Source organism: Pseudomonas sp. PB103 (assembly GCF_009764635.1).
Lineage (GTDB): Bacteria > Pseudomonadota > Gammaproteobacteria > Pseudomonadales > Pseudomonadaceae > Aquipseudomonas.
In genome coordinates this window covers 54,145-66,104 of record NZ_RWIL01000074.1, presented here as the reverse complement: position 1 = coordinate 66,104, position 11,960 = coordinate 54,145, and the positions used below count along the sequence as shown (strand labels likewise).

The 11,960-nt window shown below is 59.3% G+C and carries 11 protein-coding genes; 7 read left to right on the top strand and 4 right to left on the bottom strand.

Going from position 1 to position 11,960, the window contains the following annotated elements; translation table 11 throughout:
• Positions 1-95 precede the first annotated feature (95 nt).
• Positions 96-992 (bottom strand): LysR family transcriptional regulator, encoded by an 897-nt coding sequence (locus EJA70_RS13960; protein WP_158831434.1) that lies wholly within the window; start codon positions 990-992, stop codon positions 96-98.
• A gap of 133 nt (positions 993-1,125) precedes the next feature.
• On the opposite strand from EJA70_RS13960, the gene EJA70_RS13955 reads away from it, so the two are divergent.
• The 7 genes from EJA70_RS13955 to panB are packed head-to-tail and all read left to right on the top strand — an operon-like array spanning position 1,126 to position 8,165.
• On the top strand, positions 1,126-2,661 hold the full coding sequence (locus EJA70_RS13955) for an AMP-binding protein (RefSeq protein WP_158831432.1): 1,536 nt from the start codon (positions 1,126-1,128) through the stop codon (positions 2,659-2,661).
• On the top strand, positions 2,654-2,914 hold the full coding sequence (locus tag EJA70_RS13950; RefSeq protein WP_158831430.1) for an acyl carrier protein: 261 nt from the start codon (positions 2,654-2,656) through the stop codon (positions 2,912-2,914). Before EJA70_RS13955 ends, EJA70_RS13950 begins: the two co-directional genes overlap by 8 nt.
• Positions 2,915-2,943: 29 nt before the next feature.
• A complete protein-coding gene (locus EJA70_RS13945; protein WP_158831428.1) occupies positions 2,944-4,071 on the top strand; it encodes an acyl-CoA dehydrogenase family protein in 1,128 nt (375 codons plus the stop codon).
• A gap of 38 nt (positions 4,072-4,109) precedes the next feature.
• Entirely contained in the window at positions 4,110-5,291 is a 1,182-nt protein-coding gene (locus EJA70_RS13940) for an acyl-CoA dehydrogenase family protein (protein WP_158831426.1), read from the top strand.
• Positions 5,292-5,297: 6 nt separating this feature from the next.
• Complete coding sequence (locus EJA70_RS13935) at positions 5,298-6,506, top strand: MFS transporter (RefSeq protein WP_158831424.1); 1,209 nt, start codon at positions 5,298-5,300, stop codon at positions 6,504-6,506.
• Positions 6,503-7,300 (top strand): alpha/beta fold hydrolase, encoded by a 798-nt coding sequence (locus EJA70_RS13930; RefSeq protein WP_158831422.1) that lies wholly within the window; start codon positions 6,503-6,505, stop codon positions 7,298-7,300. Before EJA70_RS13935 ends, EJA70_RS13930 begins: the two co-directional genes overlap by 4 nt.
• Positions 7,301-7,340: 40 nt before the next feature.
• Positions 7,341-8,165 carry a 3-methyl-2-oxobutanoate hydroxymethyltransferase gene (gene panB / locus EJA70_RS13925; RefSeq protein WP_158831420.1) on the top strand — a complete coding sequence of 275 codons (825 nt, stop codon included), beginning with the start codon at positions 7,341-7,343 and terminating at the stop codon, positions 8,163-8,165.
• Between the two features lie 152 nt (positions 8,166-8,317).
• Here panB and EJA70_RS13920 read toward each other — a convergent pair whose 3' ends face one another.
• The 3 genes from EJA70_RS13920 to EJA70_RS13910 form a co-directional block, all read right to left on the bottom strand.
• On the bottom strand, positions 8,318-9,661 hold the full coding sequence (locus EJA70_RS13920; protein WP_371924577.1) for an MFS transporter: 1,344 nt from the start codon (positions 9,659-9,661) through the stop codon (positions 8,318-8,320).
• Positions 9,662-9,977: 316 nt separating this feature from the next.
• Entirely contained in the window at positions 9,978-10,649 is a 672-nt protein-coding gene (locus EJA70_RS13915; RefSeq protein WP_158831416.1) for a lipopolysaccharide kinase InaA family protein, read from the bottom strand.
• Between the two features lie 288 nt (positions 10,650-10,937).
• Entirely contained in the window at positions 10,938-11,867 is a 930-nt protein-coding gene (locus EJA70_RS13910) for a LysR family transcriptional regulator (RefSeq protein ID WP_008077370.1), read from the bottom strand.
• Between the last annotated feature and the right edge of the window lie 93 nt (positions 11,868-11,960).

The following is an 11,960-nucleotide window of genomic DNA, read 5'->3' as shown; positions in this document are numbered from 1 at the left end:
CCTTTTGTATGCCTGAAAAACAATGAGTAAGCATTCGTGATTCAAGTATCGAGTCCGAACTTTACTGAATGCCTGCAGGTCGTTGGATCACGATGTTATTCCAGGTTATTGCCCCCTTGATTGGCCAGCAATTCAAGCCATTGTTGTGCCGCCACCGACAGTTGCGAGTTCTTGCGCCAGATGGCAACCAGTTGCCACTGAAGTTCGGCGCATTCAAGCGGGACAATTTCCACACCGGGCGGAATATGGTGTTGCGCCAAAAGTCTGGGCAGTACCATAAGGCCCGCATTCGCAGCCACCAATGACAGGCAAAAAGCCAGGTTGTCACTCTTGGCTACTTGCAGACGGCTGACGTCCAGATCAGGGCAACAGAGCTTGATGCGGTGATTGAGAATGGAGGCGCCTTGTAACTGGACCCATGGGTGATGCGCCAGATCGGGCAGACTCAGCCGATGGCGGCTGGCAAGTGGGTGGCGCGGCGGCAGGACGACAACCAGTGGTTCCTCGCAAATCGGCAGCCACGCGAGTTCCTCGTCATCCGGGCGCAGGCTGATTGCCAGTTCTATTTCGCCCTTGCGCACAGCGTCTTCCAGCGCTTGCCCACCTTGTTCGCGCAACTGCAGTTCCACTTGCGGGAAGCGCTGCCGAAACTCGGTCAACACAAAGGCAATGTGATCGGTACTGCCTAACGGCGGCAGGCCCAGCTTAAGCACGCCGGTGACGAGGCTATTGAGCAGGTTGACGTCGGTGAGCATTTGCTTGCTGCGACTGAGTATGCGTTTGGCGTGGTGGAAAACCACTTCACCCGATGGCGTCAAACGTGATGGCACGCCTGGACGGCTGCGCACCAGCAGCGTCGAGCCCAGTTCTTCTTCAAGCTGTTGCACCGCTTTGCTCAGCGCCGGTTGCGTGACATGAATATTGTGGGAGGCCTTCGAGAAGCTTCCATGCTCCGTCACTTCGACGAAGTAGCGTAAGTTTTTCAGATCCATCTTGTATGCCATTTCCGCATAGTGTTTATAAAAATTGTTCATTCACTCTGGTTGGAAGAATCCTTCTACTATCGCCACCCCAATTGCCCTGGTGCCACGACAGGACATATCAATTTGGAAGTAGAGGCCAACCGTGTTCAATGATTGTATTCGGCTTGATCAGGCACTGGTTGCGGCTGCACAGCGTTATCCGCAGAGATCGGCACTGGAAGCGCAAGATGGCACATTCAGCTACGAACAACTTAACGGAACAGTTAATAAGTTATGTGAGTTGATGCGGGCGCAAGGCGTTCAGCCGGGCGATCGAATAGGCATTTATATCGCCAAAAGTGCAAGCGCTGTTGTGGCCATTTATGCCGCATTGAGGCTGGGCGCATTAGTTGCTCCGATGGATATCAAGGACCCCGCGGAACGGGGCGCACGCATGTTGGCCAACGCCGACCTGGATTTTTTGCTGGCAACTGCGGCAAGCCAGGCCGCAGCGGCCAGGGTGGTTGCCATTCATGGTCAGGCTGGCGATGTTCGCACAGTGGACGGGCTATTGCTGTTTGCCTTGCCAGGGCAACCGCAACGACATGCCGGGGACGAGGGCGGTTATGTCTTGTTTACCTCGGGCAGTACCGGTTCGCCCAAGGGCGTATGCCTGACCCACGCCAACGTCTTGCATTTTTCTGCCTGGGCAGCCCGCACGGTGGCTCTGAGTTGCGAGGATCGGGTGGGCTCACAAGCGGCACTCACCTTCGATCTGACGACCTTCGACCTGTTCTCGACCGCACTGGCGGGAGCCTGTCTTTGCCTGATGCCAGACTTCTTGAAGATGTTTCCTCGCGATGTCACGCGTTGGCTGGATGAGCAGCGTATCTCGGTGTTTTACGCCGTCCCGACCTTGTATCAGATGCTGTTGCAGCAGGGGGCAATCGAGCAGGCGCGGCCATCGGCTCTGCGCGCTGCGTTGTACGCCGGTGAACCATTCCCGCCACAGCTGCTGGCACGCTATCTGACGGCATTCCCCGACTTGCCGTTTTACAACCTGTATGGCCCCACCGAGACCAATGTGTGTACCGCAGAACAGGTGAGCCTGGCGGGTGTCGACACGGTTTTACCGTCAATCGGCTGGGCAATCGAAGGGGTAGAAGTCGAGCTTATCGGCGAGGACGGTCGCGCGGCTGCGCAGGGCGAGATTTTCGTTGCCGGCCCAACGGTGTTCGCCGGTTATCTGGTCGACGGCATCTGCCGCGATGCCCGTAAGAACGTGTATTTCCGCGATGGCGTGCAAAGGCTGGCCTATGGCACGGGGGACATCGGCTATCAGGCGGCCGATGGTCGTTTTCATTTGCAGGGCCGCCGTGATCATCAGGTCAAGCGCCGCGGTCACCGTATCGATCTGCTCGACATCGAAAGTGCGGTACTGGCGTTGCCCGGCATTGAAACGGCGGCGGTCGTGGTTCGCCAAGGCACAACGCCGGAGGCCGAAATCTGGGTACATGTGGTGAGTGCCGGTGCCAGTCGCGCAGACATTCTTCGCGGCTTGAACAGTGCATTACCCAAGAGGATGCAACCGGATGGCATTCGTATGGCGCGAAAGCTGCCCGCGACGGCCAACGGCAAAATAGATCGACGTGCTTTGGGCATGTTGAGCGTAAACATGGAAGAGATAGGCAATGAATAACATTGAAGCGCTGTGCTTGCTGATCCAGGCAAATCTGCTGACCCAATACCAAGGTGAAAACCTTACCGTGTTGCCCGATACGGCTCTGCTGGAGGAGGGCTGGCTGGACTCTCTGACCATCATCTCCATCGTCACCGACGTCGAGAGAAAGTTCGGCATCGCGTTTCCGGAAGAAAAAGTCATCGCCGCTTCGTTTCGCACGCCGGCCACGTTGTGGGCCGTGATTGAAGCCAACCGGGTCGAACTCGCTTGAGTCTGTGCAGATAACAGAGAGGGCGAGTCATGCTGTTCGTAAACGAAGACAAAACAGTTGAGCAAACCGTGCAGGAGAGTTGCTTGCAAGGGCAGGCGTTGCGGCCTGAACTGGAAGGCAAAACCTTCCGGGAGCAATGGTTGCTGGCCGCCAGGACCGGCTTGCTGCGTGCCTCGGATGGCACAGTGACCAACAAGCTGGCGATGGTGGAAGGATTGGGCCTGAGCGGCATCAGTCCAGCCCTTTGCTATGCGCTGGCGTCACAGTTGTTTGGTATGCAATTGCCGATGCAGGCCTGGCTGAATGCCGAGCAGCGCAGACAACTGGCAGGCCTGGAAGACGGCGAGACAGTGTTGTGTCACGCGCTGACCGAGGCACATGGCGGCAGTGATCCGATGTCGATGGAAACCGTGGCACAACGCCAGGCGGATGGTAGCTATCGATTGACTGGCGAGAAACGCTTCATCACCGCCGCCCCGGTGGCGGATCACGCGTTGGTGTTCGTCCGTACCGGCAAGGGCCGATCTCCCTTCGACTTGTCCGTCGCACTGGTTGACCTCTCGGCGCCAGGCGTGGAGCGCGGTGCTCCGCTGGACAAGACCGCGTTGCCCTGCGTGCCGATGGGAGTGTTGAGCTTTGACGGCGTACGGCTGGAGGAGCACAGCCTGCTGGGCGGCGAGGGCGCGGGTTTCTCTGTCATGACCGCGACCACCACGTGGGAACGCGCGTTGTTGATGGGTTATGCGCTGGGGCCGATGCGCCGAATGCTCGATCAGACAGTCGCGTGGAGCCGGGAGCGCACCCACTTCGGTCGATCGATGAGCGCCAGTCACCTGGTGGCGGGGCACGTGGCTGACATGAGCCTGTACCTCTATCGCTCGCGAAAACTGCTCTACGGCATTGCGCGACGCATCGACGCCGGGGTGACTGTGCGCCAGCTGAGCGGTGAGGCGGCGATGGTCAAGATATCGGTTTCCGAAGACTTTACGCGGCTGTCGCAGTTGGCCGCTCAGTTGGGTGGCGTGCGCTCTTACATCGGCGATTCCGGTCGCGCGATCGATCTCATCAGCCCACTGGCTTCAATGACCTATGCGGGGGTGAACGATCTGCTCCGCATCAGCGTTGCGCGCCAGGCTGGTTTGCCCGTCGAGAACTGAGCGCTTTGCGCTTCTGAAAAAATAGAAGGTCAACGTTTATGGCTTTGCCAGATCAAATCGATGAAATTTTCGCCTTGGTAGATCGCATCGGTACCCAGTTGGTCGACTTGGCGCCGTTGGTGGATAACCAGCAATCGGACAGTCGCGAAAGCTATCAACTGATCAAGGAGTCGGGACTTTTAGGCTTGCTGATCCCTCGCGAGGCGGGGGGCGCAGGTCTGAATTATCTGCAATACAGCCAGGTTCTGGCGCGACTTGCGCAGTATGACGCGGCGACGGCGCTGGGCTTCAACATGCACAACGTGGCGCTTGGCTCGTTGTGCGAGTCGGCGGGGAAAACGCTGTCAGTGGCGGCGGATGCCTTTCGCGCCTGGGTATTCGACGAGGTGATCGCGCACAACAAGATGTTCGCTTCGGCGACGTCGGAGCTGGGCAGTGGCGCGCGCTTGCGAGGTATCCAGACCCATTACCGGGCGCATGCCGGCGGCTTTCTGCTCAACGGCAGCAAGTCGTTCGTGTCGTTGGCGGGCGCTGCGGACTACATCGTTGTCACGGCAAAACCTGAAGGCAACGATAGCGATAGCGAGATCAGCCACTTCGTGGTCGGACGCCACGACGAAGGTGTGCAGTGCGGACAGGTGTGGGACGGGTTTGCCATGAACGGCACCCAGACCGCCAGCATGACGTTCGAGAATGTGCTGCTCACCCGCCAGCGTTTGTTTCTGGCTGTCGAAGGCATGTCTTTATTCAAGCTGGTACGTGAGCCCCACTGGATGATTGCCGGCTATACCGGCGTCTATCTCGGGATCGCCACTGCGTTGCTGCAACACATCACCGAAGGCGTGCGCGCCACGCCTTCGCAGCGCGAATCCAGCGCAATCCATCAGGAAGTCGGCAGGCTGTCAGCGGAGCTGCAAGCCGGGCGCGCGCTGCTCAATCATGCAGGCACCCTCATTGTGGAGCGGCGTGGAACGATCGAGGCGAATGCTGCTGTGCATGCGGCCAAATACTTCATCGGTGAACTGGCGCCGAAGATGGCCATGGCGGCGGTGAAGATCTGTGGTGCGAGCACCTTGAATCGCAGCCGGCCACTGGAACGATTGCTGCGCGAATCGTTTTTCTGCAGTGTCATGCCAGCCAAGCCGATGGACTGTCTGGAGTACTTGGGCAAAGCCCAGTTGGGGGTCAATCTGTTCGATACTCGACAGATTGACTGGTAACGGCTCATGGGCATTTCGCACCGATTCAACCGCGCCGTCTGGCTCAGCACTTATCTGTTGTTAGTGGTGATGATGGTGGGCACGTTGCCGACGCCTCTTTATCCGCTCTACGCCAGGCAACTGGACTTGTCGCCGTTCTGGGTGACGTTGGTCTTTGCCTCCTACGCACTGGCGATACTGTTCAAGCTGCTGATATTTGGCCGACTGTCCGATCTGCTCGGCCGACGCGTGGTGCTCGGGCTCGGGATCGGATTGACGCTGGCGAGCCTGCTGAGCTTTTTGCTCTGGCCCACGTTAGTCGGCTTGTTCGTTGGCCGCCTGTTATCGGGGATGGCTGTCGGGTTGATGGTGGGCGCCAGCACGGCCTATCTGGCCGAATTGCTGGGGAATCGGTCGCTCGCGGCGTTGATCGCCAGCTTGAGCAACATGGGCGGGCTCGGCTTTGGCGCACTACTGTCTGGCTGGGTGGCAGAGCAGGCGGCGCAACCGCTCCACGCCAGTTATGTCGTATTGCTGTTGATGCTGTTGCCCGCTGTGCTGTTGCCCTGGCTGCCGGAAACGGTGATCCATGGCGGTTCTCGTCCGCCGCTACGGTTGCAGCGCCTGCGGATACCGAGCGAGATGCGGCAGGCCTTTATGGCCGTGGCGATGTCGGTGCTGTGCGGCTTCAGCTTTCTCGGTCTGTTCGCCGCGCTGGCTGGTCGTTTCCTGGCGGTCGGGTTGCATCAGAGCGGCATTCTGTTGAGCGGCAGCATTGTATTCCTGGCGTTTTGCAGTGCTGCCATCGGCCAGTTGCTGGTGTTGCGCATGGCGCCCCGGCGAGTTGTCCCAGTGGGTGTATTGCTGCTGCCCGTGGCGTTGGCCAGTGTCTGGCTGGCCTTTGAATTTACCTCCCTGACGTTATTTCTCGGTGGCGCGGTGCTGGGCGGGATGGGCGCGGGCATGGTGCTGCGTGGCGGGTTGGGCCTGGTGACGATGTTGTCGCCTGCCGATCGCATGGCGGAAGTCAGTTCGGCGTTTTTCGTCGCGGCCTATCTGGGGTTGATTGTGCCCGTGGTCGGGGTGGGCCTGCTGTTGTCCGTATGGGAGATGTCTTCAACCATAGGCTTGTTCGGCGGGTTAGTGACGCTGATGGCCATTTTCAGTAGCCGCGCGGTGCTGGCGCTAGGTTCAGCGCCGGAGCCAGATTTGGCAATTGCAGTAGAGAGTGAATGATGGCGACGATCTCGCTAAGTGGTGGTGATATTGACTATTTGCTGATTGACGGGGATGCCGATCGTCCTCCGCTGGTCCTGCTGCATGAGGGCCTCGGATGCATTGCGATGTGGCGACGTGTCCCGTATCGACTGGCAGCCATGACCGGGCGTCGAGTGCTCGCTTACAGCCGTTTTGGCTATGGCCATTCGTCTCGCGCAGCGTTGCCACGCCGATCAGACTATATGCATGTGGAGGCACAGCAGGTATTGCCTGAACTGCTGGCGAAACTGCAGTTACGCAACCCTCTGCTGGTGGGGCACAGCGATGGCGCCTCCATCGCATTACTCCACGCGAGCAGATTTCCTGTTGCCGGGCTGGTGCTGTTCGCGCCGCATGTGTTCGTCGAGTCGATCACATTGAGCGGCATTGCCGCCGCACGAAATTCGTTCCTGGACGGGAGTCTGGAACGGCAACTGGCTCTGTTTCATCCCGACCCCAAAGCCGTATTTGAGGGGTGGAGCAGCGTCTGGGCTGCCGATGATTTTCTTGAGTGGAATATTGAGCATTGCCTGGCCGATATCGATTGCCCTGTCTTGGTGTTGCAGGGCGATCGGGACGAATACGGAACGCTGGCACAACTCGATTCCATTGAGCAAAAGATACCCGCAGTGGTCACCCGGCATTGCCTGATGGATTGCGGACACTCTCCGCATCTCGATCAGACGGAGCACACACTTGACCTGATCGTCGAATTCGTTGGCCAGATGACGGGCACCTCGCCCAGAGCCGAACTCGCGTCAGCGTCGCTTTAAAAGGTATTTCCTTCATCGCTATTGGCAAGGAGCTCACGCCATGAGTACTGCAGCAAGTGAAACCCGTCGGCTATCAGTGCCGGACATCAGAGCGTGCAAGGGCAAACGCAAGATCGTTTCGTTGACCGCGCACAATCGCTCGCTCGCTGAGATCGTTGACGAATTCGTCGACGTTATCCTGATGGGGGATTCGACTGCGATGGTTGCCTACGGGCAGCCCAACACACTGCACTTCAGCCTGGATCAGACGATTCAACACAGTCGCGCTGTCGTTCAGGCGACACGCCGAGCCTGCGTCGTGGCCGATCTGCCGTTCGCCTCCTACCAGGAATCACCGGTCCAGGCCTTTCGCAGTGCCGCACGGTTGATGCAGGAAGCCAATGTCGCCGCGGTCAAACTGGAAGGCAGCGCGGCCATGGCTCCCACCGTGCAGTTTCTGGTGGAGCGCGGTATCCCGGTGATGGCGCATATCGGCTTGATGCCTCAGTTCGTCAACACCATGGGCGGATTCCGCGCCCAGGGCATGGACGACTCATCGGCGAACGCTATCCGTGAAGCCGCCACGGCGATGGAGCAAGCCGGGGCCTTTTGCTTTGTGCTGGAAGGGCTGGCAGAGCCGCTCGCCCGCGAACTGACCGAAACGCTCAGTGTGCCAACGATTGGCATCGGCGCGTCGCCCGCGTGCGATGGCCAGGTCCTGGTGATCGAGGACATTCTGGGGCTTGGCGGTGATTTTGTGCCGCGTTTCGCTAAACGTTATGCCGACGTCCATGCGGTCATCCGCGATGCGGTTGGCCAGTTTTCAGCGGAGGTTCGCGATGGCAGCTTCCCCGAACTCTCGCACTGTTTTGGCGTTAAACGCTGAGATCAATAACGCTGGCAGCTCGCTGCATCTGTAGCTGATTGCGGGTTACTGCGTTAACACCCGGCCAGTGTGGTGTGACAAGCGCCGCACTGGCTTTTTTGCTTTGTTCACGGCGCGCCTATTGTCCTGTTGGCGAGAAGGACATGCAGCGCTCAGCGCCTTTCACAGTGTGGTCCAGGCTCGCCACTCAACGCATCGACCATGGGCGGATGCTCCTGCACCGCCTGACGCAAGTCTTCGGTCACTCGCAGCTCCGCGCCGGTCGGCGAGAAGGTGGCCGCCGCGGCAAAAGGCGCAGGATTGGCCGGAACCGGGCGTTTGCCACGGCGCCAGAGGAAGAACGTGACCATGCACAGATTGACCAGCGCGAAGACCCAGAACAGACCGTTGGCGCCGAACGAGTTCATCACCGGCGAGATCATCATCGGGCTGATCGCCGAACCCAACGAGTTGATCAGCAGCAAGCCCTGAATCATCGGCACCAACGCTTCGGCCGGAGCGCGGTCGGCGGCGTGGCTGACGGCAACCGGATACAGCGCGAACACACCGCCACCGAGCAAAAACAGCATCGCGGCGAGCATCGTCGACGACAACGGCAGCAGGACAATCACTAGCGATAAAACACTGCACGCCACCGTCAGAACCGTCAGCACCTGCAAGCGATCCTTGCGATCGGACCAGCGTCCGACCGGGTATTGCAGAAGCATCGCGCCGAGGATCGTCCAGGCCATCATGCTGCCGACTTCGCCGACATTCAGGCCGCTGCGTTGCAGGTACAGCGGCAGCAAGGTGTAAATCGCCGCGATCGTCACACCCGAGCCGAAACAGCCAACCAGCCCGGTCGGCGTCACGCCCAACAGTTGCCGAGGCTTGAGCGGCTCTACCTGATCGAGCAGCGGCGAAACGCGTGGCAGAATCACGATCGGCAACACTGACAACGACGCGAGCATACCGGCGACCATGAACGGTGCGCTGTCGCTCAACCCGGTGATTTTCCCCAGCGTGGCCTGGCCCAGCACACCGGCGCCGTACAACACGATCATGTACAGCGCGAGCAAGCGCCCGCGAATCTTTGCGTCGCCCGCCAGCAGTAGCCAGCTTTCGATCACCAGAAACACACCCACCGTGGCCCAGCCATTGATCAGGCGCAGGGCGAACCAGCCCCAAGTGTCATAGAACAATCCCTGCAACAGGATGGTCACGGCGATCAGCGAGGCAAAGCTGCCGTAGGCGCGGATGTGCCCGATGCGCAGAATCAAGCGGTCGTTGAACACCGCACCGAGCGTCAGGCCAATAAAGTAGGCCGATGAGACGATGCCGATCATCGTGGTCGAGGCACCGGCGGCGTCGAGACGAAGGGTGGTCAGAGAAGACAGAAAACCGTTGCCCAGCGCAACAATGAACAGCCCGAGCAAGGGCGCCAGCGCCATGGCCAGCAAACGCGGAGACATAAAAACCTCTAGAGATCGAACAGCGGAACGTGCGCCTCTGCGCATGCGATTGCCAGGCCGACGTGTGTGTTGTTGGGCAAGTGCCTGCCGATCGGGCAGGGCGGTTATGTCGGACACACGTCGAGGAGGTGTGGCCAGCCTTCAGGTGCGCGTCGATCACCCGATCTGGCGACTGCGAGGCGCGCGGGATTCTAAGGCTTGTGCGGGATTTGCCAATAGCGGTGAGCTGCGGCGTTAGGACGCAGCCCGCCATTGGCTTATGAAATGCTTTGGCATGCTCGTTACATCATAAGTACAGCGCTTGATTGGCAAGCCTTCCCTCTTATCGATCTTGATGCTTTCGCACTGACCTTCCTGTATCTCAAATGGCTCTGCCAATGGCTTGCTCGTAGCAGGAAAGGAAATGCTGCCACTGCGACTCATCCCAGAAAGAATGCCGTCTTAGTTGGGGAATGTCGTGACGCGCCGCACTCATTGCCGTAGCGCGACCGCGAGATTTTTCCAGGTCAAGCAGCGCCAGTTCGAAATCGAAGTCAGTGTCAGTAATCGACGCCTTGATGAAGATGTGTTTGGAACGCATGCAACCGTGCTGCCATTTGCCCGAGTGCATCCGCGCCAGCATTTGCGCCAGACGCTTGAAAAGTTGCTGATGCTGCTCTGTCGTCAACATGCTTGCAGAACCCTGGCTATACCAGGTATCCAGATCGATGAAGCCGCCCAGGTCTGCGGTAACCAAAACACCTTGCCATGTGCCTCGGACTTTTCTCGCACCATAAAACACCGGTTTTGGCGCATTCACGCCCAGTTCCTCAAGTCTGGAAAGGGCAATACCTTCACGCAGAGCAGTGGGGCGGCCAGTGGGGTAACGGAGACTACGAAACAGATGGCCGGTCTGACGCTTGACGAAGAACGTCCTGTTATCTTGCACTACCAACTGGACACCGCTGGTGCCGCTGCGGCGCACATTCGGTGGTTCAACCCACGATCCGGACGTACCCCACCAGTACTCAAACTCATCGTGTGCCCGGCCCATTCTGCGCTCCATTTATTGTAGAAAACTGTTTGCGTGCGACGTTTGCATTATGGTCGCAATAGCAGCTCAGTCTATTAGTGGACGAGAATAGTTCCCCGTTAATCGCAGAGGTTAGTGCCTGCTTTGGACTTTTACGCAACTACGTGGCGAAAGTACGCAATTGGAGGAATACCTGCAGAATGTGTTTGCTGCTTCGAGGAATTTGCTTCTGAGTGTAAGCCGCCGCCCGCGATTATCTGCTCTTGGCCGAAAGCAGGCTGTCGCGACGGCCATTCAATACGTTCAATATCACGAGTCCCCGGAAGACTTAATTCGCACGTCCGCTGACATCCGGTGGTGTTCCAGCAAGAAGTCCACGAATAATCGCACCCGCGCCGGCATCGCCGCGCCGCCGACGAACACCGCATGAATCGGTTCCTGATCCCCCGGGTTCCATGCCTCCAACAGCGCAATCAGCTCGCCGCGCTGCAGGTCCTCGCTCACGCTGAACTCCCCGATACGTGCGATGCCGGCACCGACCCGCGCGAGCTGTGCCAGCGCTTCACCACTGCTGCATTCGATGTTGCCGCTGACCTTCAGGGAAAACTCTTTGCCATCGCGGCTGAACGGCCAGTTGGGTTCGGCACGGCGAAAGTTGAAGCGCAGGCAGTTGTGCCGTAGCAGGTCTTGCGGTTCCTGAGGGATGCCGTGGCGCTGCAGATATTCGGGCGATGCCACCACGACCTGGCCGGTGTTGCCGATTCTGCGTGCGGTCAGCGGGCTGTCGGGCAGATGGCCAAAGCGGACTGCGACGTCGGCTTGCCCGCCAAGAATATCGACCACTTCGTCGCCGAGGGTGAGGTCGACGACGATGTTCGGGTAACGGGCGCTGAACGCTGCGACCAAAGGGACGATGGCCAGCCGCCCATGGCCAAGGGCGGCACTGACCCGCAATCGCCCTCTGGGTACGCCCTGATCGGCGATGGCTTCTTCGACCTCGTCCATGTCGGCGAGGATACGCCGGGCGCCGCGCAGGAACGCTTCGCCCTCGGCCGTGAAGGTGATCGCGCGGGTGGTGCGCAACAGCAGGCGGGTGCCGAGACGTTGCTCGGTGCGCGCGATGATCCGACTGACTGCCGAGGGTGTCAGGCCCAGCGCACGCGCAGCGGCCGACAGGCTGCCTTCCTGCGCCACGGTGGTGAACACGCTCATTTCACCTGACCTGCCATTGAAATCCACTTGTGCCTCCTACGCAAAGGTGATTGCCAAAAATGCAGTCTACCGCCTGAAAAGCCGGGATCGTAGCATTGGCGGCATAGATGAGGAGCTTTC

What these genes read in the sequence shown, in the direction of transcription:
- EJA70_RS13915 (WP_158831416.1), bottom strand. Translation starts at nt 10,649, where the DNA reads ATGGGCCGGGCACACGATGAGTTTGAGTACTGGTGGGGTACGTCCGGA.
- EJA70_RS13960 (WP_158831434.1), bottom strand. Translation starts at nt 992, where the DNA reads ATGGATCTGAAAAACTTACGCTACTTCGTCGAAGTGACGGAGCATGGA.
- EJA70_RS13950 (WP_158831430.1), top strand. Translation starts at nt 2,654, where the DNA reads ATGAATAACATTGAAGCGCTGTGCTTGCTGATCCAGGCAAATCTGCTG.
- EJA70_RS13935 (WP_158831424.1), top strand. Translation starts at nt 5,298, where the DNA reads ATGGGCATTTCGCACCGATTCAACCGCGCCGTCTGGCTCAGCACTTAT.
- panB (WP_158831420.1), top strand. Translation starts at nt 7,341, where the DNA reads ATGAGTACTGCAGCAAGTGAAACCCGTCGGCTATCAGTGCCGGACATC.
- EJA70_RS13920 (WP_371924577.1), bottom strand. Translation starts at nt 9,661, where the DNA reads ATGCGCAGAGGCGCACGTTCCGCTGTTCGATCTCTAGAGGTTTTTATG.
- EJA70_RS13945 (WP_158831428.1), top strand. Translation starts at nt 2,944, where the DNA reads ATGCTGTTCGTAAACGAAGACAAAACAGTTGAGCAAACCGTGCAGGAG.
- EJA70_RS13930 (WP_158831422.1), top strand. Translation starts at nt 6,503, where the DNA reads ATGATGGCGACGATCTCGCTAAGTGGTGGTGATATTGACTATTTGCTG.
- EJA70_RS13940 (WP_158831426.1), top strand. Translation starts at nt 4,110, where the DNA reads ATGGCTTTGCCAGATCAAATCGATGAAATTTTCGCCTTGGTAGATCGC.